We start from the raw sequence: 23,219 nt of genomic DNA, 5'->3' as shown, positions 1-23,219 counted from the left end.
CTTCTAACCTGCTCGTTATACTCCGGGGCAGAAAAATCAAAGCTGGATGCTGCCATGACTGAAGTCGCCCTCGCCCCGGATTCCTCGCCACAACCGCCCGAAGTGATAGTGCAGCTGCTCGAGAAACTCGGGCTTGCGTTCCAGGTTCGACTGGAGCATCCGGGTCTGCCCGCTGCGCAGCGGGTCCAGTCGGTGTTGCTGGAAGACGCCGTAGGCGCTCTCCTGGTGCTGTTCCCGCGCAGCCAGCTGCTCGACCTCAATCGTCTCGCCGAACTCACCGGCCGCAAGCTGGTGGCAGTCAAGCCCGAGCGCCTCGAGCGCATGCTCGGCAAGCACCAGTTGGGCGCACTGCCCGGGCTGCCGCCACTGACCAGCTCGCCCTGCCTGTACGACGAGCGCCTGTTGCAGGAACCGCGCCTGCTGGTGGAATCCGGGCAGCCCGGGGTACTGCTTGAGCTGGCCAGCGAGGACTATCGTGGCCTGCTGAGCAAAGCCAGCGCCGCGCGCTTCGGCGAGCCCCTGGCGAGCATCCGCCCGAACCTTGATCGTCCGGCCGACGACCGCGCCGAGATCACCCAGGCCGTGCAGGCCTTCACTGCACGCCGTATCCAGCAGCGCCTGGAAGAAACCATCGAGATCCCGCCGCTGGCGGAATCCGCGCAGAAGATCATCAAGTTGCGAGTCGATCCCAATGCCACGGTGGAAGACATCACCGGCGTGGTGGAAACCGACCCGGCCCTGGCCGCGCAGGTGGTGAGCTGGGCCGCCTCGCCCTACTACGCTGCCCCTGGCAAGATCCGCTCGGTGGAAGACGCCATCGTGCGCGTGCTGGGCTTCGACCTGGTGATCAACCTGGCCCTCGGCCTCGCCCTCGGCAAGTCCCTGAGCCTGCCCAAGGACCAGCCGCAGCACGCGACCCCGTACTGGCAACAGGCGATCTATACCGCCGCGGTGATCGAGGGCCTGACCCGCGCCATGCCTCGCGCGCAGCGCCCCGAGACCGGCCTGACCTACCTTGCCGGGCTGCTGCACAACTTCGGCTACCTGGTACTGGCCCACGTCTTCCCGCCGCACTTCTCGCTGATCTGCCGTCACCTTGAAGTCAACCCGCACCTCTCCCACAGCTACATCGAGCAGCACCTGCTGGGTATCACCCGCGAGCAGATCGGCAGCTGGCTGATGCGTTTCTGGGACATGCCGGAAGAGCTCTACACCGCCCTGCGCTTCCAGCACGACCCTGACTATCAGAACGACAATGCCGCCTACCCCAACCTGGTGTGCCTGGCGGTCAGCCTGCTGCGCAACCGCGGCATCGGCTCCGGCCCGGAAGTAGAGATCCCGAACGACCTGTTCGAAGCGCTGGGTATCACCCGCGAGAAGGCGGATGACGCAGTCAACAAGGTGCTGCAGGCGGAAGCCGCTCTACGCGAACTGGCTTCCCAGTTCAACGCGCCGCACTGATCCTGCGGACATGAAAAAAGGGGCGCCAATGGCGCCCCTTTTTTCATGTCCTTTCCGCACGCTGTGGGAGTGATTTCAATCGCGAATGAATTCGCTACAGGGAAAACAATGTCAGGCGGCTTTTTTCTCGACGGCCTTCTTCTTCGGCACCAGGTGCTTGGTCAACCCCTGGAACCAAATCACCAATGCTGGATTGCCCTGGATCTGGATGTCCTTGTTCTGGATGCCCTGCATGAAAGCCAACTGCTTGTTCTTCGCACTCATCGTGGCAAAGCCGTAGGCACCGTCCTTGAAGCTAATGGCGAACGCGGGTGCGCTGGCGACGCCGCGCTTGCTGATTACGCGCTGCTCGCGAACGATGAAATGACGGGCGATCTTGCCGTCCAGAGTATGCAGTTGGAACACCAGGTCCTTGCCCGCCAGCTGCTGCTGGAACTCGGCGTTATCACGGCTGGCCTTGGCCATCAAACGGCCCAGCATCCAGAGAAGAAAGCGGAATTTCATGCGCGCACGGCCTCGAAGGATTGAGAAAGCGGCGCATTGTAGCGGTTTGCCGGCAGGACTACAGCCAGCCAAAGGAGGGTATTGCGAGGGGCTTGAGTGAACTGCCCGGAACCTCCCCGGTTCCGGGCAGAAGAAGCTTAGTTCACCGCTTCTTTCAGCGATTTGCCCGGTTTGAAGGCGACAGTATTGCTGGCCTTGATCTTGACCGGCTGACCCGTCTGCGGGTTCTTGCCGGTGCGGGCACCACGATGACGTTGCAGGAAGGTGCCGAAGCCCACCAGCGTTACGCTGTCCTTGCGGTTCAGCGCGTTGGTGATTTCTTCGAGCACCGCATTGAGTACGCGATTGGCCTGATCCTTGGTGAGATCGGCCTTTTCGGCGATGGCGGCGGCGAGTTCCGGTTTACGCATAGATGCCTCATTGACGGTTTGTTGTTTTTGTGTCCGTGCTGTTCGTCCAGAACAGCGCCCAAGGCGCCGCAACGGCTCTGCGCTGCGGCAGACCACGGGGAGGATGGCACGCCGATTGGCACTCCGCCAGTGTCCTCCGCGGGAATTCCGAAAGAACAGAACGATTAATCCGACAGAAGGGCTGACATTTATGCCAGAAGCGGCGGCAGCTCCCGGTTCAGGGCCAGTTTCTCCTGCACCGCAGCCCCCGTGAGGGCATATCCGAGCAGGCTACCAGCAGCATCACGGCAAAGCGCCTTGATGTCCGCCCCGGAGCCTTCGACCGTCCAGCTGCCATCCGTGCCACGGGGCGGCGGCGACACCACCAGCGGGCACACCGGGGTCTTCACCGTCACCGGCATTGCGCCGTACGCAACCGCGGTGGCATTGCCCGCCAGGGTCTGCGCCAGCGCACGGGCACAGGCCATCAGCGGCATCACATAGAGCAGGTTGAGGCCATCGACTTCGGCGCAATCACCCAAGGCGTAGATATTCGCGTGGGACGTACGCAACTGACGATCAACCGCGACACCGCGGTTCACCGCAAGACCAGCTGCCGCGGCCAACTCGGTGCGCGGACGCAAGCCTACGGCAGATACCACCAGGTCACAGGCAATGCGGGTGCCATCGGAGAGCAAGGCATCCAGGCCGTTCTCGCCACGGTCCAGGCGAGCCAGCACCGGGCCCAGGTGGAAACGCGCCCCGAGACCTTCCAGCCCGGCCTGGACCGCAGCCGCGGCGGCCGGATGCAGAAGGCCCGGCATCACCTGTTCACAAGGCGCGACCAGCGCGACTTCCAGGCCACCCAGGCTGAGATCGTTGGCGAACTCACAACCGATCAGGCCGGCACCGAGGATCAGCACCCGGCGCTTGCCAGCCGCAGCGGTGCGGAAGCGCGCGTAATCTTCCAGGTCGTTGATCGGGAAGATCGCATCCTGGGCATCGCCTTCCACCGGCACGCGGATAGTGTCCGCGCCCCAAGCGAGCACGAGGTCGCGATAGGGCACCGCTTCCTCGCCTATCCACAGGCGCTGGTGACCAGGGTCGATTCCGGTGATACGTGTGTGCGTGCGAATTTCCGCCTTGAGCTGCTCAGCCATGGCGCCGGCCTCGGCCATGGCCAGGCCATCGGCATCCTTGTTCTTGCCGAAGCCGGTGGAAAGCATGGGCTTGGAATAGGAGCGGCCATCGTCAGCGCTGATCAGGAGCAACGGGGTTTCGCTGTCCAGCTTGCGAAACTCCTTGGCCAGGTTGTAACCGGCCAGGCCGGTGCCGACTATCACCACGGGTGCACTCATTGCTCACTCCTGCTCGCGAAACGACACGACGGCCCACGGGCCGTCGCTTGAATGGGGGTTGGATGGCGGACGGATCAGGCGATTTCGATCATCTCGAAATCGATCTTGCCGACGCCGCAATCGGGGCAGACCCAGTCCGGCGGAATATCTTCCCAGCGCGTGCCGGGTGCGATGCCTTCTTCGGGCAGCCCCTCGGCTTCGTCGTAAATGAAACCGCAGACAACGCATTGCCACTTGCGCATGACCACCTCCGCCGGCGCGGAAAGCCTTACTGAACCTACTCCAATCGACCGGCGACCGCCAAGCGCCACCGGACCAGTCCAGACAGAGGATAGGCTGATCCTGTGGACACGAAAAAGCCGGCATGGGCCGGCTTGGTCGAGGCGGGAACGGGATCAGTTGATTTCGATCATCTCGAAATCCAGCTTGCCCACGCCGCAATCGGGGCAGATCCAGTCTTGCGGCACATCTTCCCAACGGGTGCCAGCGGCGATGCCGTCATCCGGCCAGCCCTGGGACTCGTCGTAGACCAGGCCACACACCACGCATTGCCACTTCTTCATCACTTTGCTCTCCACAATCATGCGTTCTCGAACCGTAGCCTCTGGCGGGCGTTTCCGGTCACGTCAGGGGCGCTTTTTACTGGTTTATCCCACCCTCGGGCAAGAGGCAGCCGACGGGCACTGGCCGTGCTAATCTGCGCCGTCTTCCATCGCCCAAGCCCCGCCCGTGCCCCACGCAGCCCTCGTCCATCCGCCTCGCTGGCTCACCGCCACCCAGCTCCATCCCGCTCCGGCAGCCGGCGTCCGTGACTGGCTGTTCGACCAGGGCTCGCTGACCCGGCGGCTGACCGTCCTTTCGGATAACGCCTTCAGCGTCACACCGCTGGAAGAAGGCTGGCAGACCCTGCGGGTCGACGAGTGCGCGGCCCTTGGAATTCCCGCCGGCAGCCAGGGCTGGGTACGCGAGGTGTACCTGCGCGGTCACGGCGAGATCTGGGTGTTCGCCCGCAGCGTCGCCGCCCGCGCCGCCCTGGAAGGTTCCGGGCTGGATCTGCACCAGCTCGGCAGCCGCTCCCTTGGCGAGCTGTTGTTCAGCGACCGCGCCTTTGACCGGGGCGCCATTGAAGTCACCCGCTATCCGGCCGCCCTGCTGCCGACTGACGTGCGCGCCGAACGCCTGTGGGGCCGTCGCTCGTGTTTCTCGCGGGGTGAGTTGGGGGTACTGGTAGCGGAGATCTTCCTCCCCGCACTGTGGCGCCAGGCTGACATCGAGGCCGTATAATCCGGCGCTTCGAAGGGAGAGCGCTGATGTACCTGACCCTGCTGCAATCGCTGAACCGCCTGCACCCGCGCGCCATGGATTTCATCCAGCTGACCCGGCTGGACAAGCCCATTGGCATTTACCTGCTGCTCTGGCCCACCCTCTGGGCCCTGTGGATTGCAGGTGAAGGCAGCCCCAGCCTGGCCAATCTGCTGATCTTCGTCCTCGGCGTGAACCTGATGCGCGCCGCTGGCTGCGTGATCAACGACTACGCCGACCGCAATTTCGACGGTCACGTCACCCGCACCCGGGCGCGCCCCCTGGCCAATGGCCGGGTCAGCCCACGCGAGGCGCTGGTGTTCTTCTTCATCCTGGTGGCCATCAGCTTCGTACTGGTGCTGTTCACCAACGCCGCCACCATCTGGCTGTCCTTTGGCGGCCTTGCATTGGCCGCCTGCTACCCCTTCATGAAGCGCTACACCTACTACCCGCAGGTAGTGCTGGGCGCGGCCTTCTCCTGGGGCATGCCCATGGCGTTCACGGCAGAAACCGGTGAGCTGCCGGCGGCGGCCTGGCTGCTCTACATCGCCAACCTGCTGTGGACCGTGGCCTACGACACCTACTACGCGATGACCGACCGCGAGGACGACCTGAAAATCGGGGTCAAATCCACCGCGATCCTCTTCGGCGACGCCGATCGCCTGATCATCGCCACACTGCAGGGCCTGGCGTTGTTCTGCCTGGTGCTGGCGGGGAATCGCTTCGAGCTGGGGGTTTGCTTCTACCTGGGCCTGGCGGCTGCGGCCGCGTGCTTCGCCTGGGAGTTCTACAGCACCCGCACCAAGGACCCGCAGGCCTGCTTCAAGGCCTTCCTGCACAACCACTGGGCAGGCCTGGCCATCTTTGCCGGCATCGTCGCCGACTACTCGCTGCGCTGAGGCGTCATCACGCGAACCAGACGACAAGTGCGGGCGAGGCAGCCCAAACACAAAAAGGCCGAGGACGCGATCCTCGGCCTTTTTCTACGCAGTATCGGCAACGCAGGTAGTTTTCCAGCCGGCTAGTAGGCTTCGGGCTTGGCGACGTGCCAAACCCCCATCTTGCCGTCGCCTGTGACATCACCGGCCTTCTTGTCCATGACGAAGGTGTACAACGGCTTTCCGTCATACGCCCACTGCATGGAGCCATCGTCGCGCTTGACGACGCTCCACTCACCCTCTGCCTTGGCGCTGGCATCGGCCATCAGTGGCGGCCAGTTCTGCGCGCATTGACCGTTGCAGGCGGACTTGCCGTCGGAGTCCTTGTCGTAGGTGTAAAGCGTCATACCCTTGGCATCCACCAGCATGCCGTCCTTCTCCATCGCCGGCTCGGCCGCCAGGCCCAACAAGGGCCAGCTCAGCAATACGCCGGCAAACAGCGGGACGAATCGGGGGGAAATTCTTCTCATTTTCTAGCCTCTCCTCGGAATGAACAGCGACAGCCTGGCGGCAGCTGGATCACGGCTTGAGGTCACAGCAGCACAGGACAGAAGGAGCCACGAACCCCCATCAGGGCGATGGGGTCCTGTGCCAGGCTCCAGGCCGCCCCAGGTTCGCGGCGGCCTCATTGAGAATAGACGAGGCCCGTTCGGCCGAGTTCCATGTCAAATGGAGGAGCTGCCGGGTTCGCGCCACTCGTTCAAGGACCTAACATTCACGTGTCACATCCCTGCAATAATTCCGTTATCTAATGCGGCGCAATCAGTCAAACACGCGACCTTTCTTGAGGCTTGAACATGGTTGGCAAGAACATCCTGATAGTCGACGACGAAGCGCCGATCCGCGAGATGATCGCCGTCGCCCTGGAGATGGCCGGCTACGACTGCCTGGAAGCCGAAAACACCCAGCAGGCGCACGCCGTCATCGTCGACCGCAAACCCGATCTGATCCTCCTCGACTGGATGCTTCCCGGCACTTCCGGCATCGAGCTGGCCCGCCGCCTGAAGCGCGATGACCTCACCTGCGACATCCCGATCATCATGCTCACGGCCAAGGGTGAAGAGGACAACAAGATCCAGGGTCTGGAAGTAGGCGCTGACGACTACATCACCAAGCCCTTCTCCCCGCGTGAGCTGGTGGCGCGCCTCAAGGCCGTGCTGCGCCGCGCAGGCCCCAGCGACAGCGAGGCACCGATCGCCATCGGCGGCCTTCTGCTGGACCCGATCAGCCACCGTGTGACCATCGACGGCAAGCCTGCCGAGATGGGCCCCACCGAATACCGACTGCTGCAGTTCTTCATGACCCACCAGGAGCGCGCCTACACTCGTGGCCAGCTGCTGGATCAGGTATGGGGCGGTAACGTCTACGTCGAGGAGCGCACTGTCGACGTGCACATCCGGCGCCTGCGCAAGGCCCTCGGCGAGGTATACGAAAATCTGGTTCAGACCGTTCGCGGCACCGGCTATCGTTTCTCCACGAAAAGCTGACCCCGCCCCCTCCACAAGGACGCGATAGGTGAATCAAGACTGGCGCGGCGTAGTCATCCGCCGCCTGCTCCTGCTGATCGGTGCCTGCCTGCTGGTGGGCCTGGTCACCGGCCACTATGCCTGGGCACTGGTGGTTGGCCTCGGCGCCTACCTCGGCTGGACCCTGGCGCAACTCCTGCGCCTGTACAAGTGGCTCAAGGAGCATCGGCCCGATGAGCCGCCGCCGGACGGCTACGGCCTCTGGGGCGAGGTGTTCGACAGCATCTACCACCTCCAGCGCCGCGACCAGCGCGTCCGGGGTCGGCTGCAAGCGGTGATCGACCGCGTGCAGGAGTCCACCGCCGCACTGAAAGACGCGGTGGTGATGCTCGACAGCGATGGCAACCTCGACTGGTGGAACCGCGCCGCGGAGACCCTGCTGGGCCTGAAGACGCCCCAGGACAGCGGCCAGCCGGCGACCAACCTGATCCGCCACCCGCGCTTCAAGGAATACTTCGAACAGGGCAAGTACAACGAACCCCTGGACCTGCCCTCGCCGGTCAACGACCGTCTGCGCCTACAATTCCACATCACCAAGTACGGAAACAGCGAGCACCTGATGCTGGTGCGCGACGTCACCCGCCTCTACCAGCTCGAACAGATGCGCAAGGACTTCGTTGCCAACGTCTCCCACGAACTGCGCACACCGCTGACGGTGATCGCCGGCTACCTGGAAACCCTGCTGGACAACGTCGAAGACGTGAATCCACGCTGGACCCGCGCGCTGCAGCAGATGAGCCAGCAGGGCCAACGCATGCAGAACCTGCTCAACGACCTGCTGCTGCTGGCCAAGCTGGAAGCCACCGACTACCCATCGGACAACCAGCCGGTGGCGGTGGACCTGATGCTGCTGCAGATCAAGGCCGACGCCGTCGCCCTGTCCGGCAACCGCCACCACCGCATCAGCCTGGAAGCCGACCACAACTACAAGCTCCGCGGCAGCGAGGCGGAACTGCGCAGCGCCTTCTCCAACCTGGTGTTCAACGCGGTGAAGTACACACCTGACGAAGGCGAGATCCGTGTCCGCTGGTGGGGCGACGAATCCGGTGCGCACCTTTCCGTGCAGGACAGCGGCATCGGCATCGAAACCAAGCACCTGCCACGCCTGACCGAGCGTTTCTACCGCGTCGACTCCAGCCGCAACAGCAGCACCGGGGGCACCGGCCTGGGGCTGGCCATCGTCAAGCACGTGCTGATTCGCCATCGTGGTCGCCTCGACATCAGTTCGGTACTCAATCACGGCAGTACCTTCACCTGCCATTTCCCCAGCGCCCAGGTGGTCCGGCGGAACTGAATGCCCCGGCTCCCCGACTTGCAAACTCGGGGTCCAGCATTCACCCTTAGCCGGTCATTCGTCAGCAAAAGCCCTCCATGGACCCTTCCCCTAGTACCAGCTTTCTCAGTTATTTCGCCGATTTCGGCCTGATTCTCTTCGCCCTCTTCCTCGTGCTGCTCAACGGCTTCTTCGTTGCCGCCGAGTTCGCCATGGTCAAGCTGCGCTCCACCCGCGTCGAAGCCATCGCCGACAAGCACGGCTGGCGTGGCCGCATCCTGCGCACCGTACACAACCAGTTGGACGCCTACCTGTCGGCCTGCCAGCTGGGCATCACCCTGGCCTCGCTGGGCCTTGGCTGGGTCGGTGAGCCGGCCTTCGCCCACCTGCTGCAACCGGTGCTGGAGTACGTCGGCATCGATTCGCCGAAACTGATCCATGGCATCGCCTTCTTCACCGCCTTCTTCATCATTTCCTACCTGCACATCGTAGTCGGCGAGCTCGCGCCCAAGTCCTGGGCCATCCGCAAGCCGGAGCTGCTGTCGCTGTGGACCGCCGTTCCGCTGTACGTCTTCTACTGGCTGATGTACCCGGCCATCTGGCTGCTCAATGCCAGCGCCAACGCCATCCTGCGCATCGCCGGCCAGGGCGAGCCCGGCCCGCACCACGAACACCACTACAGCCGCGACGAACTGAAACTGATCCTTCACTCCAGTCGCGCCCGCGACCCCAGCGACCAGGACATGCGCGTGCTGGCATCAGCCGTGGAGCTGGGTGAACTGGAAGTGGTGGATTGGGCGAACTCCCGCGAAGACCTGATTTTCCTGGAGCACGACGCTCCCCTGGCGGACATTCTCAGCGTGATCCGCCGCCACAAGTACAGCCGCTATCCGGTGCACGACGATCAGAAAGGCGAGTTCGTCGGCGTCCTGCACATCAAGGACCTGCTGCTGGCGCTGTCCGCGCTGGACAGCCTGCCGGAAAGCTTCGACCTCGCCGAACTCACCCACCCGCTGGAGCGCGTCACCAAGCACATGCCGCTGTCGCGCCTGCTGGAACAGTTCCGCCAGGGCGGTGCGCACTTCGCCCTGGTCGAGGAGGCCGACGGCAAGGTGGTGGGCTTCCTGACCATGGAAGACGTGCTGGAAGTGCTGGTGGGCGATATCCAGGACGAACACCGCAAGACCGAACGCGGCGTGCTGGCCTACCAGCCGGGCAAGCTGCTGGTGCGCGGTGACACCCCGCTGTTCAAGGTGGAACGACTGCTCGGCATTGACCTCGACCACGTGGAAGCCGACACCCTGGCCGGCCTGATCTACGAGAGCCTGAACCGCGTGCCGGAAGAGGAAGAAGTGCTGGAAACGGACGGCCTGCGCATCATCGTGAAGAAGATGAAGGGCCCGAAGATCGTCCTCGCCAAGGTGCTCAAGCTCGACTGAGCACCGCATGCGTAGGTTGGGCAGAGCGGTAGGCGCGAGCTTGCTCGCGAAAAGATCCCGCCCGGGCTGTTCGCGAGCAAGCTTGCTCCTACACCCTCTCCCGGAGGGAGAGGGGAGTAAAGACGCTACTCCCCGCCCACCGCGAAGTTCGGCAGCGTATCCACCGGCTGGGCGAAATCGAACGGAATGGATTCCAGCGCCAGGCCCAGGTTGCGCTGGATGACGAAGTGCAGGTGCGGACCGGTGCTGTTGCCGGTGTTGCCGGAGCGGGCAATGCGCTCGCCGATGGACACCTGCTGGCCCTCGCGCACCTGCACCGAGCCACGCATCAAGTGCAGGTAGACGCCCATGGTGCCGTCGTCATGCAGGATGCGCACGAAGTTGCCGGACGGGTTGTTGCCCCGACCGCTCTGGTCGTTCTCGATCTTTACCACCACACCCGGCCGCGCCGCGACGATGGGCGTGCCTTCGGGCATGGCGATATCCAGGGCATAGCGCCCCTTGGGCGTGAAGTGGCTGTAGCGGCCGTTGGCGCCTTGGGTCAAGCGGAAGGGGCCGCCCTGCCAGGGCAGCGGATAGCGATACACCACCGGCTGCAGGCGCGGGTCGCCCATGGCGTAGCGCAGCTTGGGTTTGTAGCGCATGGGCCGGCTCGGGTCGGCCGGGGCCAGGGTGGCCATGCGCATGCTGCTGCGCGGCGCCAGCACCCAGCGGATCGGCTGGTCCGGGGCACCGGAGACGTTGTGCGCCTGGTCGATGCGCAGCTCCACTTCCACCGGTGCGAACAGCTCGTTGCGCAGCACCAGGGTTTCGCCTGCGTCGTGCTTCTTGGTTTCCAGCTTCACCGACAGGTCCAGGCGCTCCACCATGCGGTCGCGGAAGACGAACACCTGGGCACCGGACACGGCCTTGTCGGTGTAGGTCACCACACCGTTGGCGTCGGTGTACTTGTATATGGTCACTGCCGCCGCCGGCAGGCTCGCGCCAAGCAGCAGCACTAGAGATAGGAATCGCCCCAGCATGTCGGCCCGTTGTTCTTCTGTGCTCCGTGTTGCCGAAGACTAGCAGCGCGAATCTCGCCGGGCGAGACGTTGCCCGTCGGGCTGTGACGGGGTTGGCTGGACGGTCAGGCGCCGGGGACGAAATGCTTCTGGGCAGTGCCGCGAGCGATCAGTCGGGACAGGTAATCGAGCTTCTGCGGATCACGATCGACGAAGCGGAAGGTCAGCAGCAGCCATTCGCTGTCGGGCTTGGGTTCCAGCGCCGCGACCGAATGCAGGTAGCCGTTGAGCCGCGCCACTTCGCCACCTTCACCCTGCTCCAGGTCGAGCACAGCGCTCTCCAGCACCTGCGGCAGCGGGTCGCCGGCACGAACGACGAGCTGCGCGTCCTTCAGGCTCAAGGCCTTGATCACACATGCCTGCATGCCACCTGGCAGGCGCAGCTGGGCCTGTCCGCGTCCGCCAGGCGCCTGGGCCGCGGTCTTGGCCGATGGAGCCGGTGCGGCAGGCTTGGCCACGGGTGCTGCCGCTGTCGGCGCAGCAGCCGGGCGGACCACCTCGGCCTTGCCACCGGTGAGGGCGGCCAGGGAGTCGTTGGCGAATCCACCTGCATTGGGCAGCTTGACCGGCGCGCTGGACATCAGCGCCTCGAGCTTGCCGCTGCGGCTCAGGGCCTTCTTCACCTTGGTGACCAACTGATCGTTGGAGAAAGGTTTGCCGATGTAATCGGTAACGCCGGCCTGGATGGCCTGGATGACGTTTTCCTTGTCGCCACGGCTGGTAACCATGATGAAGGGCGTGGTCTTCATATGGTCCTGCTCACGGCACCAGGTAAGCAACTCAAGGCCCGACATCTCGGGCATTTCCCAGTCGCAGAGGATCAGGTCGATCGTGGTGCGGGCGAGCATCTGCTGGGCCTTGCGCCCATTGATCGCTTCCTCGATCTGGATGCCAGGAAAGTTGTCGCGCAGTCCCTTCTTCACCAGATCGCGAATAAAGGAAGCATCGTCCACCACCAGCACATTGACCTTGCCCATCGACTACTCCTTGGAAAACGGAGCTAAGAATAGCCTTGGCTGATAGCCAATTGCCAAGCCTGTTTTTGCAGCACGACCAACTGGTCACATCCACCCTGGTGCGGGCGGGCCGCGGCTCTGAGTAGGGTGCGCTATGCGCAGCGGAAACTTTGGTGCGCACAGCGCACCCTACACCCCAGAAGCAGAACGCCCGGCACGAAGCCGGGCGTTCCTGGTACAGGCGGCAGGATCAGCTCTTGGGAGAACCCTCGCCAACACCAGCGCCATTGCCCTTCACTTCCTCGGCCATGCGCGCCAGGCCCAGGTGACGAACGTCGGTGCCGCGCACCAGGTAGATCACCAATTCGGAAATGTTGCGTGCGTGGTCGCCGATACGCTCCAGGGAACGCAGGACCCAGATGACGTTGAGCACGCGGCTGATGGCGCGCGGGTCTTCCATCATGTAGGTGACCAGCTCACGCAGGGCGGTCTTGTATTCGCGGTCGATGTTCTTGTCGTACTGGGCCACCGACAGGGCCAGGTCGGCGTCGAAGCGAGCAAAGGCGTCCAGGGCTTCCTGGACCATCTTGCGCACCTGGTCGCCGATGTGGCGCACCTCGACGTAGCCGCGCGGAGCCACACCTTCTTCACAGAGCTGAATAGCGCGACGGGCGATCTTCGAGGCTTCGTCGCCGATACGCTCGAGGTCGATCACCGACTTGGAGATGCTGATGATCAGGCGCAGGTCGGAGGCCGCCGGCTGGCGACGGGCGAGGATGCGCACGCACTCTTCGTCGATGTTGCGTTCCATCTGGTTGATCTGGTCATCGATCTCGCGGACTTGCTGGGCAAGGCCGGAATCGGCGTCGATCAGTGCGGTAACCGCGTCGTTGACTTGCTTCTCGACCAGGCCGCCCATCGCCAGGAGGTGGCTGCGCACTTCCTCCAGTTCGGCGTTGAACTGCTGGGAGATGTGATGGGTAAGGCTGTCTTTGTCGATCATTTTGATGTCCTAGGGAAGGCGTCTGTCCCCCCTCTCCCCTGGGAGAGGGGCCGGGGGTGAGGGAAGTCCGACATGGCTCGAGGCCGCCCTCACCCTAACCCTCTCCCAGCGGGAGAGGGGACGATCCGGGGTTAACCGTAACGGCCGGTGATGTAGTCTTCGGTCTGCTTCTTGTCCGGGTTGGTGAACAGGGTGTCGGTATCGCCGAACTCGATCAGCTTGCCCATGTACATGAACGCGGTGTAGTCGGAAACCCGCGCCGCCTGCTGCATGTTGTGGGTCACGATGACAATGGTGTACTTGTTCTTGAGCTCGTAGATCAGCTCTTCCACCTTCAGGGTGGAGATCGGGTCCAGCGCCGAGCAGGGTTCGTCGAGCAACAGTACCTCGGGCTCCACGGCGATGGTGCGGGCGATCACCAGACGCTGCTGCTGGCCACCGGACAGACCGAGCGCGGATTCGTGCAGGCGGTCCTTCACCTCGTCCCACAGGGCCGCGCCCTTCAGCGCCCACTCCACGGCTTCGTCCAGCACGCGCTTCTTGTTGATGCCCTGGATGCGCAGGCCGTAAACCACGTTCTCGTAGATGCTCTTGGGGAAGGGGTTCGGCTTCTGGAACACCATGCCCACGCGGCGGCGCAGTTCGGCAACATCCTCGCCCTTGCGGTAGATGTTGGTGCCGTCGAGACGGATCTCACCCTCGACGCGGCAGCCATCCACCAGGTCGTTCATGCGGTTGAAGCAACGCAGCAGGGTCGACTTGCCGCAGCCGCTTGGTCCGATGAAGGCGGTCACGCGCTGTTTCGGGATATTCATGCTGACGTCGTGCAGCGCCTGCTTCTCGCCATAGAACAGGGAGAGGCCGGGCACTTCGAGGGCAACGGTTTCCTTGTCCAGGCGCAGGTTCTGCTTGTCGCGGCCAAGGGCGGAAATGTTGACGCCGTGGCTGTGGGTTTCGTGTTGCATGTGTTCACTCCGTTCGTAGCTTCGAGCTACAAGCTGTAAGCCTCAGGCAATGCGGTTCGCGGCGGACGATCAGCTGTCCAGCGCCTTGTATTTCTCGCGCAGGTGGTTACGGATGGCGACGGCCGAGAAGTTCAGCAGGGCGATCACCAGCACCAGCAGCAGCGCGGTGGCATACACCAGCGGCCGCGCGGCCTCGACGTTCGGGCTCTGGAAGCCGACGTCATAGATGTGGAAGCCCAGGTGCATGATCTTCTGGTCCAGGTGCAGGTACGGGTAGTTACCGTCCACCGGCAGGCTGGGCGCCAGTTTCACCACGCCCACCAGCATCAGCGGCGCCACTTCACCGGCGGCACGGGCCACGGCGAGGATCAGGCCGGTCATCATGGCCGGGCTGGCCATGGGCAGGACCACCTTCCACAGGGTTTCGGCCTTGGTCGCCCCAAGGGCCAGGGACCCCTCACGCACGGCACGCGGGATACGCGCCAGGCCTTCTTCGGTGGCGACGATCACCACCGGCACGGCAAGGATCGCCAGCGTCAGGGACGCCCAGAGCAGCCCCGGCGTACCGAAGGTCGGCGCCGGAGCGGATTCAGGGAAGAACAGGCGGTCGAGGGAGCCACCCAGCACATAGACGAAGAAGCCCAGGCCGAACACGCCGTAGACGATGGCCGGAACGCCCGCCAGGTTGTTCACCGCAATGCGGATCACGCGGGTCAGCGGGCCCTGCTTGGCGTACTCGCGCAGGTAGATGGCGGCGATCACACCAAAGGGCGTAACGATCACGGCCATGATCAGGGTCATCATCACGGTGCCGAAGATGGCCGGGAAGATACCGCCTTCGGTGTTGGCTTCACGCGGGTCGTCGGCAAGGAATTCCCACAGCTTGGCGAAGTAGAAGCCGAGCTTGGCACCCACGCCCATGGCGTTGGGCTGGTAGGCGTGAACCACCTTGCCGAGGCTGATTTCCTGTTCCTGGCCGCCGGACTCACGGACCACGACGCTGTCGCGGTTGAATTCCTGGTGCAGGCCCATCAGCTGCTCTTCCAGGCCCTTGTAACGCGTCTCCAGCTCGGCGCGCTCGCTGGCGATGTCGGCCTGGGCCTCAGGGGTCAGGGCGTCATTCAGTTCCAGCTTGCGGGTCTGCAGGCGCAGGCGCTCCAGGCCATGGTTGATGGCGCCGATGTCCTTCTTCTCCAGCTGGTAGAGCTTGTCGTAGAGGGCATTCACGCGCTCCAGGCGCTTCAACAGCTCGGCCATGGCGGCCTCGCCTTCGGCCACTACCTGGCCGTTTTCCTTCACCGATACGAGGCGGCCGTAGAAATTGCCCCACTCGCGGCGCTCCAGCGCCACCAGCTCGGCCGGATACTTCTGGTCCAGCAGCCAGTCACCTACGACCCAGGTGAAGTCGCTGCCATAGACGTCACGGTTGCCCACCTTGAGCAGCTCGCGGGTCATGAACTCCGGGCCGGTTTCCGGCACGGGCAGGCCGGCGCCTTGCAGGCGCACACGGGATACTTCCTCGATCTGTACCGCTTCGCCGATCACCGGCTTGGCTGCCTGGCCGGGCACGGAGTACTGCGCCTCCACCAGATCGGCCGGCCAGAAGTGGGCGAGGCCACGCACGGCGATCACCGAAAGCAGGCCGATGGTCATGATGACCGCGATGGAAACCGCGCCACCACTTATCCAGACGCCCGGTGCGCCACTTTTGAACCAGTCTTTCAGGGAAACCTTTTTCACGGATTTCTCCACCGCGTGAGTCTTTCAGTTCCTCCCGCCAGGGGCCGGAGGCTTCGTGTCATTTACCCCCTCTCCCTGAAGGGAGAGGGTCAGCAGATGCGCCTCTACGAGGCGCGCTTTTAAAGAGACGCGTACTTCTTGCGCAGTCGCTGGCGGATCAGCTCAGCCAGGGTGTTCATGACGAAGGTGAACGTCAGCAGCACCAGCGCCGAGAGGAACAGCACCCGGTAGTGGCTGCCGCCCACTTCCGACTCCGGCATTTCCACAGCCACGTTGGCGGCCAGGGTGCGCATGCCTTCGAAGATGTTCACTTCCATTACCGGGGTATTACCGGTGGCCATCAGCACGATCATGGTCTCGCCCACGGCGCGGCCGAGGCCGATCATCAGGGCGGAGAAGATGCCGGGGCTGGCGGTCAGCAGTACAACGCGGGTCATGGTCTGCCACGGCGTAGCGCCCAGGGCCAGGGAGCCGTAGGTCAGGCTCCTGGGTACGCTGAACACGGCGTCTTCGGCGATGGAGAAGATGTTCGGGATCACCGCGAAGCCCATGGCCAGGCCGACGATCAGGGCGTTGCGCTGGTCGTAGGTAATGCCCAGGTCATTGCTGATCCACAGGCGCATGTCGCCACCGAAGAACCAGTTTTCCAGCAGCGGGCTCATGCCCAGGGCAAACCAGGCGGTGAGGCCGACCACCGGGATCAGGATGGCCGCTTCCCAGCCGTCCGGCACTCGCAGGCGGATGGACTCCGGCAGGCGGCTCCAGATGAAGCCGGCCAGCAGGATGCCAAAGGGTGTCAGCAGCAGCAGGCTGAAGATGCCGGGCAGGTGGCCTTCCACGTAGGGTGCCAGGAACAGGCCGGCGAAGAAGCCCAGGATCACGGTGGGCAGCGCTTCCATCAGCTCGATCACCGGCTTGACCTTGCGGCGCATTGCCGGGGCCATGAAGTAGGCGGTGTAGATCGCAGCGGCGATGGCCAGCGGAGCGGCCAGCAGCATGGCGTAGAAGGCCGCCTTGAGGGTGCCCCAGGTCAGCGGTGCGAGGCTCAGCTTGGGTTCGAAATCGGTGTTGGCCGCGGTCGACTGCCAGACGTACTTCGGCTCGTCATAGCTCTCGTACCAGACCTTGCCCCACAGCGCGCTCCAGGAGACTTCCGGGTGCGGGTTGCTGAGGCGGAACGGCAGCAGCTTGCCACCTTCTTCGACCACGATGCGGTTGGCGCGTGGCGACAGGGCCAGCATGCCGGTGCTATCGGCAACCGGTTCCACCAGCAGGGTGCGGTGGGCGGTGCTGTGGAACACACCGAGGTGGCCGGTGGCATCCAGCGCGACGAAGCCCTTGCGGCGCTCTTCAGCGGTGATCTGCACCACCGGGCTGGTCCCCAGCTGGAAGTCACGGATGTGCTTCAGGCGCGAGGAACCGTCCGGATCGCGGGCCATGAACCACTGGGCGATGCCGCCCTTGGAATCACCCACCATCAAAGAGATGCCGCCCAACAGCATGTTGCTGGCGGTGACCTCGCGCTCGCCGTCTTCCAGCAGCTTGTAGCGGCCGTTCAGGGCATGCTCGCGCAGGCTGAAGACGTCGGCCTGGGCACGCCCGTTGAGCACATAGAGCCACTGGTGGCGCGGATCGATGTAGATCGCCTTGATCGGTTCGACCATCTGCGGCAGCTCGACACTGCTCTGCTCCTGGGTGGTCTCACCGGTCAGCATGTTCTCTTCGCTGACTACCTGCTGCACGTGCAACTGGTTGCCGGTGGAGCCGGCCAGGATCAGCGTCTCGTCATTGATGCTGAGGGCGACGTGTTCGATCGCGCGGCCCTGGGCATCCAGCACCATGGGTGCTTCGCCGTAGGGGAAGCTGACAAGGGGCTCGATGGTCTTCTGGTTGTCCGGGTAGGTGATCTTGTAGCTGTGCTTGAAGATCAGGGCCTGGCCGTTGGACAGACCCAGCACCACCAGCGGGCTACCGGGCTGGTCCTGGCCGATGGATACCACGCTGGCTCCCGTCGGCAGCGGCAATTGCTGGCGCTTGAGCGCGCTGCCGTCCTTGACCGAGAAGAACTGCACCTCGCCCTTGTCGGCAACGCGCATGCCGACCATGTTCTGCTCTTCCAGGGCCAGCAACAGGGGCTTGCCAGCATCCTGCTGCAACCAGGCGGGGCTCTGTTCCTTGCGCGCGGTCAGTTCCGCGCCCTTGAACAGCGGCAGCACCACATAGGCCAGGTAGAAGAAGATCAGGGTAATGGCGCCCAGTACGGCAAGGCCACCGACCAGCACGTACCAGTGGGTCAGGCGATCCTTCAGCGCACGCATCTTGCGCTTGCGCACCAGCGCAGGCGTATTGAAGTCGATGCGGGCGGGCGGGTTCTTCGGAGTATTCAGGGAGTTGGCCAGGTCAGTCATGGATTCGGGCTCTTGCCACAGTCAGCGCGCGCAGGCTTTTACGATGGGGGCACAGACTACGGGCTTCGTGTGACAGAAAGATTACAGCGAGTTGACGTGGCGAAGCCCACCCGGAGGAATCCTCGGGCGGGCTTCTGCGACGGGGTCTTCCGTCGCCCTTGCGTCCTTGCGGAGCGGCACGCATGAGGCGGCCGCTCCCTTATCCGGTCTGGATTACAGACCCAGATCTTTCAGTGCTTTCTCGGCAACCTTGGCCGGGACAGGGATGTAACCGTCCTTGACCACGACTTCCTGACCTTGCTTGGACAGAACCATCTTCACGAACTCGGCTTCCAGCGGAGCCAGCGGCTTGTTCGGCGCCTTGTTCACGTAGACGTACAGGAAGCGGGACAGCGGGTAGCTGCCGTTCAGGGCGTTCTGCTCGTTGTCTTCAACGAACTCGCCACCTTCTTTCTTGGCCAGGGCAACAGTCTTCACGCTGGAAGTCTTGTAGCCGATACCCGAGTAACCGATGCCGTTGACGGATTGGCTGATGGACTGAACCACCGAAGCGGAACCCGGTTGTTCGTTCACGTTCGGTTTGAAGTCGCCTTTGCACAGGGCTTCTTCCTTGAAGTAGCCGTAGGTGCCGGATACCGAGTTACGGCCGAACAGCTGGATCGGCTTGGAAGCCAGGTCGCCGGTCACGCCCAGGTCACCCCAGGTCTTGATGTTGGTGGTGCCACCGCACAGGCGGTTGGCGGAGAAGATCGCATCGACCTGCTGCATGGTCAGGCCTTTGATCGGGTTGTCCTTGTGCACGAAGATCGCCAGGGCGTCGACGGCAACCGGAACAGCGGTCGGCTTGTAGCCGTACTTCTGCTCGAAAGCCTGCAGCTCGACGTCTTTCATCTTGCGGCTCATCGGGCCCAGGTTGGCGGTGCCTTCGGTCAGAGCCGGCGGCGCGGTGGAGGAACCGGCGGCCTGGATCTGGATGTTCACGTTCGGGTACTCGCGCTTGTACGCCTCGGCCCACAGGGTCATCAGGTTGGCCAGGGTGTCGGAACCAACGCTGGAGAGGTTGCCGGAGACACCAGTGGTTTTCTGGTAGGCCGGGATAGCCGGATCGACAGCGGCGACCGCGCTGGCGGTAGCGACGCCGGCGGCGACGAAGGTCAGGGCCGCCATCAAACGCTTCAGTTTCATGCCTTGCTCCTAAGCAGGACGAGGGGGTGAATGCAACGGGGGCCAGTATCGAGAGGCCGTATGACCACTCTATGAATTGATTGTGACAATTGGATGAAAGGCCACCATCCGCTGTCCAACGGAAAATCACGCCCCGTGAATCGTCCGGAGACCCCCACATGAAGCCCCATCCCCTGCTGCCTATCGCCGTTCTGGCCCTCTGCACCGCCTGCAGTGAAATGGCCGCATTGACGGTCGAGGACGGCACCGGTCCCAACCCGCAGCTGCCTGCGCCGAACAGGACGTTCATCCCCACCGTCAATGTTGCGACCGCCGTGGGCTGGCCCGCCGGGACCCTGCCCATGGCCACCAAGGGCACCCAGGTCAATGCCTTCGCTGAAGGCTTGCAGCATCCGCGCTGGCTCTACGTATTGCCCAATGGTGACGTACTGGTGGCCGAGAGCGCGGCACCCGGCACGGACAAGGCGCCAAGCCTCAAGAGCCGGGCAGCAAGCTGGTTCATGAAGAAAGCGGGCTCCCAGGTACCCAGCGCCAACCGCATATCCCTGCTGCGCGACATCAACGGCGACGGTGTGGCCGACCTGCGCAGCACCTTCCTCAGCGGCCTCAACTCGCCCTTCGGCATGGTGCTGGTGGGCAAGGACCTCTATGTCGCCAACGCCGATTCCCTGATGCGCTTCCCCTATGAAAAGGGCGCCACCGAGATCAGCGAGACGGGTACCAAGGTCACTGACCTTCCCGCCGGCCTGAACCACCACTGGACCAAGAACGTCATCGCCAGCCGTGACGGCCGCAAGCTCTACATAACGGTGGGCTCCAACAGCAACGTCGGCGAGAACGGCATGGAGGCCGAAGAAGGCCGCGCCGCCATCTGGGAACTGGACCGTGCCAGCGGCAACAAACGCCTCTTCGCCACTGGCCTGCGCAACCCCAACGGCATGGCCTGGGAACCACAAACCGGCAAGTTGTGGACGGCCGTGAACGAGCGCGATGAGCTGGGCAGCGACCTGGTGCCGGACTACATCACCTCGGTCAAGGACGGCGGCTTCTACGGCTGGCCCTACAGCTACTATGGCCAGCATGTGGACGAGCGCATCCAGCCGCAACGCCCGGATCTGGTGGCCAAGGCCCTGGTTCCCGACTACGCCCTGGGCCCGCACACCGCCTCACTCGGCATCACCTTCGCCAAGGGCAGCAAGCTGCCGGGCTTCCAGAACGGCCTGTTCGTCGGCCAGCACGGCTCCTGGAACCGCAAGCCCCACAGTGGCTACAAGGTGATCTTCGTGCCGTTCAAGGGTGGCAAGCCCAATGGCCTGCCAGTGGACGTACTGACCGGCTTCCTCGACGACAAAGGCAATGCCCAGGGTCGCCCGGTGGACGTCAAGCTCGACAGCAAGGGCGCCCTGCTGGTGACAGACGACGTGGGCAACAAGGTCTGGCGGGTGAGTGCGGCGAAGAAGAAATGAGCCACTCCCGGCATTGTATTTCGATGGGGTTCGCGGGCTCTACCCACTCCATGGAGCTGATCTGGCACTCAGAGCCTTTTCACGAGCTTGGGAGCTGGCGCCATGCAAGGCAAAAGCAGGCGAGGACGCGCAGTTTACAGCTGTAAATGAGCAGTCCGAGCCTGCTTTTAACGCAACAGGACCGACGCGCCGCTAATCGTGAACAGGCTCTCAGCGCTTCTTCGCGATCAGGAACACCCCGATCAGCATCGCCACGCCACACAGGGCTCCCACGTAATAGGCCGGGCCGAGCTTGTCCCACTTCAGCAGCAGCGACACCACCATGGGCGTCAGGCCGCCGAAGATGGCGTAGGCCAGGTTGTAGGAGAAAGACAGCCCGGAGAAGCGCACCACCGCCGGGAAAGCCTTGACCATTACGTAGGGCACGACGCCGATGGTGCCTACGAACAGCCCGGTAATGGCGTAGAGCGGGAACAGCCAGTCCGGATGAGCCGTGAGGCTGGTGTAGAAGGTCCAGGAGCTGATGGCCAGCATCAGGCCACCCACCAGGAAAGTACGCCCGGCGCCGATGCGGTCGGCGATCGCACCCGACAGCACACAGCCGATGGACAGCAACACGATGGCCAGGCTGTTGGCCTTCAACGCAGTGGCTGCCTCGAAGCCGTAAACGGTCTGCAGCAGGGTCGGAGTCATCAGGATCACGACCACGATGGCAGCGGACAGCACCCAGGTCAGCAGCATGGACAGCACCACGGCCCCACGGTGCTCGCGCAGCACGGTCTTCAGCGGTACTTCCGCCGCCAGCGCCTTGCGTTGCTGCATCTCTGCGAAGACCGGGGTTTCATGCAGCCAGCGGCGCAGGTACATGGCGAACAGGCCGAATACCCCACCCACCAGGAAAGGCAGGCGCCACGCCCAGTCCAGTACCTCGGCCGGGGTGTAGATGCTGTTGATCAGGGTAGCCATCAGCGAACCCAGCAGGATGCCAGCGGTCAGGCCCGAAGTCAGGGTGCCGCAGGCGTAACCCACATGGCGCACGGGCACGTGCTCAGCGACGAACACCCAGGCGCCCGGCACCTCGCCACCGATGGCCGCCCCCTGCACCACGCGCATCAGCAGCAGCGCCAGGGGCGCCCAGATGCCGATCTGCTCATAGGTGGGCAACAGACCCATCACCAGGGTCGGGATCGCCATCAGGAAGATGCTCAGGGTGAACATGCGCTTGCGGCCCAGAAGGTCGCCGAAGTGCGCCATGACGATGCCGCCCAGTGGGCGCGCCAGGTAGCCGGCGGCGAAAATGCCGAAAGTCTGCATCTGGCGCAGCCATTCCGGCATTTCAGCGGGGAAGAACAGCTTGCCCACCACCGCAGCGAAGAACACGAAAATGATGAAATCGTAGAACTCGAGGGCGCCGCCGAGGGCGGAGAGCGACAGGGTCTTGTAATCGCTGCGGGTCAGCGGGCGCGAGGCGGGCGCCTCGGGGGCAAGCACGGAAGACATGGGGTGGAATTCTCGTCTGGGGGTGCGGGCGCTCTCCGCTACTTGGGCGGAAAATCGCCTGGCAACATATCAAAAAGCGTCAAATGTACACAGTCTCAGCCACAAAACCGCCTCTAACCCGCGACAGCGGTCGTCTGGCGCCATTCCGTGGCTATATACTGCGCGCAGTTCAGCGCAGGTCGGCATGCAGTGGGTCGGCGGCGCACAGGGAAGGTAGGGGGTAACGTCCCTTCCAGGCATTGGCGCCACACACACGAAACAGGCTATTCCGGCATGATCGATATCGAAGAAGAAGAGAACCTTACCCCGCAAGGCGACCTCGCCCTGCAGATCACCGCGCTCCCGCGTGAAACCAACGGTTTCGGCGACATCTACGGCGGCTGGCTGGTTTCCCAGATGGACCTGGCGGGTACTGCCATGGCCAGCAAGGTGGCCGCAGGCCGCGTGGCCACCGTGGCCATCGACCGCATGGCCTTCCTGGTCCCGGTAGCCGTGGGCGCCCAGCTCTCCTTCTATACCCAGACGCTGGAGATCGGCCGCAGCTCGATCCAGATGCTGGTGGAAGTCTGGAGCGACGACCCGCTTTCCAGCGAATGGCGCAAGGTCACCGAAGCGGTGTTCGTCTTCGTCGCCATCGATGGTAGCGGCCGCACCCGTCCAGTCCCGCCGCGCCGGGGCTGACTGCAAACACAGGAAGGGCCGCAACAGCGGCCCTTTTTCATGGGCGGCCCCATGGTTTGCTCAT

General features: G+C 63.8%; 22 protein-coding genes. 8 read left to right on the top strand and 14 right to left on the bottom strand.

The window, feature by feature from the left end:
- Window positions 1–54 precede the first annotated feature (54 nt).
- A complete protein-coding gene (locus E8E75_RS23840; protein WP_120653922.1) occupies window positions 55–1,461 on the top strand; it encodes an aminoacyl-tRNA deacylase and HDOD domain-containing protein in 1,407 nt (468 codons plus the stop codon).
- Between the two features lie 111 nt (window positions 1,462–1,572).
- Here the strand turns inward: E8E75_RS23840 and E8E75_RS23835 are convergent, their stop codons facing one another.
- The 5 genes from E8E75_RS23835 to E8E75_RS23815 form a co-directional block, all read right to left on the bottom strand.
- Window positions 1,573–1,965: a helicase gene (locus tag E8E75_RS23835; protein WP_153919122.1), complete on the bottom strand. Its 393-nt coding sequence runs from the start codon at window positions 1,963–1,965 to the stop codon at window positions 1,573–1,575.
- 137 nt (window positions 1,966–2,102) lie between these two features.
- Window positions 2,103–2,375: an HU family DNA-binding protein gene (locus E8E75_RS23830; protein WP_016495401.1), complete on the bottom strand. Its 273-nt coding sequence runs from the start codon at window positions 2,373–2,375 to the stop codon at window positions 2,103–2,105.
- A gap of 188 nt (window positions 2,376–2,563) precedes the next feature.
- Window positions 2,564–3,712 carry an FAD-dependent oxidoreductase gene (locus E8E75_RS23825; protein WP_120653920.1) on the bottom strand — a complete coding sequence of 383 codons (1,149 nt, stop codon included), beginning with the start codon at window positions 3,710–3,712 and terminating at the stop codon, window positions 2,564–2,566.
- Window positions 3,713–3,786: 74 nt separating this feature from the next.
- Complete coding sequence (locus E8E75_RS23820; RefSeq protein ID WP_077524853.1) at window positions 3,787–3,954, bottom strand: rubredoxin; 168 nt, start codon at window positions 3,952–3,954, stop codon at window positions 3,787–3,789.
- Between the two features lie 153 nt (window positions 3,955–4,107).
- Window positions 4,108–4,275 (bottom strand): rubredoxin, encoded by a 168-nt coding sequence (locus tag E8E75_RS23815; RefSeq protein ID WP_077524852.1) that lies wholly within the window; start codon window positions 4,273–4,275, stop codon window positions 4,108–4,110.
- A gap of 166 nt (window positions 4,276–4,441) precedes the next feature.
- Between E8E75_RS23815 and E8E75_RS23810 the strand changes: the two genes are divergently transcribed.
- Both E8E75_RS23810 and ubiA read left to right on the top strand, forming a co-directional pair.
- Complete coding sequence (locus E8E75_RS23810; protein ID WP_280359846.1) at window positions 4,442–4,996, top strand: chorismate lyase; 555 nt, start codon at window positions 4,442–4,444, stop codon at window positions 4,994–4,996.
- 26 nt (window positions 4,997–5,022) lie between these two features.
- Window positions 5,023–5,913: a 4-hydroxybenzoate octaprenyltransferase gene (ubiA, locus tag E8E75_RS23805; RefSeq protein WP_153919124.1), complete on the top strand. Its 891-nt coding sequence runs from the start codon at window positions 5,023–5,025 to the stop codon at window positions 5,911–5,913.
- Between the two features lie 122 nt (window positions 5,914–6,035).
- Here ubiA and E8E75_RS23800 read toward each other — a convergent pair whose 3' ends face one another.
- Window positions 6,036–6,422, bottom strand: a complete 387-nt coding sequence (locus E8E75_RS23800; protein ID WP_120653917.1) for a hypothetical protein — start codon at window positions 6,420–6,422, stop codon at window positions 6,036–6,038.
- 327 nt (window positions 6,423–6,749) lie between these two features.
- Here E8E75_RS23800 and phoB point away from each other — a divergent pair, with 327 nt between their 5' ends.
- The 3 genes from phoB (at window position 6,750) to E8E75_RS23785 (ending at window position 10,190) form a co-directional block, all read left to right on the top strand.
- The gene (gene phoB / locus E8E75_RS23795) at window positions 6,750–7,439 is read left to right on the top strand and encodes a phosphate regulon transcriptional regulator PhoB (RefSeq protein ID WP_120653916.1); all 690 of its coding nucleotides are present in this window, start codon (window positions 6,750–6,752) and stop codon (window positions 7,437–7,439) included.
- A 28-nt stretch (window positions 7,440–7,467) separates the two neighbouring features.
- Window positions 7,468–8,772: a phosphate regulon sensor histidine kinase PhoR gene (gene phoR / locus E8E75_RS23790; RefSeq protein WP_120653915.1), complete on the top strand. Its 1,305-nt coding sequence runs from the start codon at window positions 7,468–7,470 to the stop codon at window positions 8,770–8,772.
- 77 nt (window positions 8,773–8,849) lie between these two features.
- Window positions 8,850–10,190, top strand: coding sequence for a hemolysin family protein (locus E8E75_RS23785; protein WP_153919127.1), 1,341 nt, complete (start codon window positions 8,850–8,852; stop codon window positions 10,188–10,190).
- Between the two features lie 125 nt (window positions 10,191–10,315).
- Here E8E75_RS23785 and E8E75_RS23780 read toward each other — a convergent pair whose 3' ends face one another.
- From E8E75_RS23780 to E8E75_RS23750, 7 genes are all read right to left on the bottom strand, one after another.
- Window positions 10,316–11,212 (bottom strand): peptidoglycan DD-metalloendopeptidase family protein, encoded by an 897-nt coding sequence (locus E8E75_RS23780; protein ID WP_120653913.1) that lies wholly within the window; start codon window positions 11,210–11,212, stop codon window positions 10,316–10,318.
- Between the two features lie 104 nt (window positions 11,213–11,316).
- Window positions 11,317–12,228 carry a response regulator gene (locus E8E75_RS23775; protein WP_120653912.1) on the bottom strand — a complete coding sequence of 304 codons (912 nt, stop codon included), beginning with the start codon at window positions 12,226–12,228 and terminating at the stop codon, window positions 11,317–11,319.
- A 229-nt stretch (window positions 12,229–12,457) separates the two neighbouring features.
- The gene (gene phoU, locus E8E75_RS23770; protein WP_120653911.1) at window positions 12,458–13,210 is read right to left on the bottom strand and encodes a phosphate signaling complex protein PhoU; all 753 of its coding nucleotides are present in this window, start codon (window positions 13,208–13,210) and stop codon (window positions 12,458–12,460) included.
- Window positions 13,211–13,341: 131 nt separating this feature from the next.
- Window positions 13,342–14,175 carry a phosphate ABC transporter ATP-binding protein PstB gene (gene pstB / locus E8E75_RS23765; protein ID WP_120653910.1) on the bottom strand — a complete coding sequence of 278 codons (834 nt, stop codon included), beginning with the start codon at window positions 14,173–14,175 and terminating at the stop codon, window positions 13,342–13,344.
- Window positions 14,176–14,244: 69 nt separating this feature from the next.
- The gene (gene pstA / locus E8E75_RS23760; protein ID WP_120653909.1) at window positions 14,245–15,915 is read right to left on the bottom strand and encodes a phosphate ABC transporter permease PstA; all 1,671 of its coding nucleotides are present in this window, start codon (window positions 15,913–15,915) and stop codon (window positions 14,245–14,247) included.
- Window positions 15,916–16,034: 119 nt separating this feature from the next.
- Window positions 16,035–18,020 carry an ABC transporter permease subunit gene (locus E8E75_RS23755; protein ID WP_174235608.1) on the bottom strand — a complete coding sequence of 662 codons (1,986 nt, stop codon included), beginning with the start codon at window positions 18,018–18,020 and terminating at the stop codon, window positions 16,035–16,037.
- A gap of 516 nt (window positions 18,021–18,536) precedes the next feature.
- Window positions 18,537–19,508: a phosphate ABC transporter substrate-binding protein PstS family protein gene (locus tag E8E75_RS23750; protein WP_120653907.1), complete on the bottom strand. Its 972-nt coding sequence runs from the start codon at window positions 19,506–19,508 to the stop codon at window positions 18,537–18,539.
- Between the two features lie 158 nt (window positions 19,509–19,666).
- Here E8E75_RS23750 and E8E75_RS23745 point away from each other — a divergent pair, with 158 nt between their 5' ends.
- Window positions 19,667–20,974 (top strand): sorbosone dehydrogenase family protein, encoded by a 1,308-nt coding sequence (locus tag E8E75_RS23745; protein WP_153919129.1) that lies wholly within the window; start codon window positions 19,667–19,669, stop codon window positions 20,972–20,974.
- Between the two features lie 210 nt (window positions 20,975–21,184).
- Here E8E75_RS23745 and E8E75_RS23740 read toward each other — a convergent pair whose 3' ends face one another.
- Window positions 21,185–22,474 carry an MFS transporter gene (locus E8E75_RS23740; RefSeq protein WP_153919131.1) on the bottom strand — a complete coding sequence of 430 codons (1,290 nt, stop codon included), beginning with the start codon at window positions 22,472–22,474 and terminating at the stop codon, window positions 21,185–21,187.
- Between the two features lie 273 nt (window positions 22,475–22,747).
- Between E8E75_RS23740 and E8E75_RS23735 the strand changes: the two genes are divergently transcribed.
- Window positions 22,748–23,155 (top strand): acyl-CoA thioesterase, encoded by a 408-nt coding sequence (locus E8E75_RS23735; protein WP_120653904.1) that lies wholly within the window; start codon window positions 22,748–22,750, stop codon window positions 23,153–23,155.
- The last annotated feature ends 64 nt before the right edge of the window (window positions 23,156–23,219 follow it).

The organism is Pseudomonas sp. BN606, from assembly GCF_029873115.1.
Classification (GTDB): domain Bacteria; phylum Pseudomonadota; class Gammaproteobacteria; order Pseudomonadales; family Pseudomonadaceae; genus Metapseudomonas.
Note: the sequence above shows the minus strand (reverse complement) of the source record. Positions and strands in the feature narration are given on the sequence as shown.

Coding starts and splice junctions, on each gene's coding strand:
- E8E75_RS23775 (WP_120653912.1), bottom strand. CDS start 12,228: ATGGGCAAGGTCAATGTGCTGGTGGTGGACGATGCTTCCTTTATTCGC.
- ubiA (WP_153919124.1), top strand. CDS start 5,023: ATGTACCTGACCCTGCTGCAATCGCTGAACCGCCTGCACCCGCGCGCC.
- E8E75_RS23835 (WP_153919122.1), bottom strand. CDS start 1,965: ATGAAATTCCGCTTTCTTCTCTGGATGCTGGGCCGTTTGATGGCCAAG.
- E8E75_RS23840 (WP_120653922.1), top strand. CDS start 55: ATGACTGAAGTCGCCCTCGCCCCGGATTCCTCGCCACAACCGCCCGAA.
- phoU (WP_120653911.1), bottom strand. CDS start 13,210: ATGATCGACAAAGACAGCCTTACCCATCACATCTCCCAGCAGTTCAAC.
- E8E75_RS23825 (WP_120653920.1), bottom strand. CDS start 3,712: ATGAGTGCACCCGTGGTGATAGTCGGCACCGGCCTGGCCGGTTACAAC.
- E8E75_RS23750 (WP_120653907.1), bottom strand. CDS start 19,508: ATGAAACTGAAGCGTTTGATGGCGGCCCTGACCTTCGTCGCCGCCGGC.
- phoB (WP_120653916.1), top strand. CDS start 6,750: ATGGTTGGCAAGAACATCCTGATAGTCGACGACGAAGCGCCGATCCGC.
- E8E75_RS23800 (WP_120653917.1), bottom strand. CDS start 6,422: ATGAGAAGAATTTCCCCCCGATTCGTCCCGCTGTTTGCCGGCGTATTG.
- pstB (WP_120653910.1), bottom strand. CDS start 14,175: ATGCAACACGAAACCCACAGCCACGGCGTCAACATTTCCGCCCTTGGC.
- E8E75_RS23740 (WP_153919131.1), bottom strand. CDS start 22,474: ATGTCTTCCGTGCTTGCCCCCGAGGCGCCCGCCTCGCGCCCGCTGACC.
- E8E75_RS23815 (WP_077524852.1), bottom strand. CDS start 4,275: ATGAAGAAGTGGCAATGCGTGGTGTGTGGCCTGGTCTACGACGAGTCC.
- E8E75_RS23830 (WP_016495401.1), bottom strand. CDS start 2,375: ATGCGTAAACCGGAACTCGCCGCCGCCATCGCCGAAAAGGCCGATCTC.
- E8E75_RS23735 (WP_120653904.1), top strand. CDS start 22,748: ATGATCGATATCGAAGAAGAAGAGAACCTTACCCCGCAAGGCGACCTC.
- E8E75_RS23785 (WP_153919127.1), top strand. CDS start 8,850: ATGGACCCTTCCCCTAGTACCAGCTTTCTCAGTTATTTCGCCGATTTC.
- E8E75_RS23745 (WP_153919129.1), top strand. CDS start 19,667: ATGAAGCCCCATCCCCTGCTGCCTATCGCCGTTCTGGCCCTCTGCACC.
- E8E75_RS23820 (WP_077524853.1), bottom strand. CDS start 3,954: ATGCGCAAGTGGCAATGCGTTGTCTGCGGTTTCATTTACGACGAAGCC.
- E8E75_RS23755 (WP_174235608.1), bottom strand. CDS start 18,020: ATGGTCGGCATGCGCGTTGCCGACAAGGGCGAGGTGCAGTTCTTCTCG.
- E8E75_RS23780 (WP_120653913.1), bottom strand. CDS start 11,212: ATGCTGGGGCGATTCCTATCTCTAGTGCTGCTGCTTGGCGCGAGCCTG.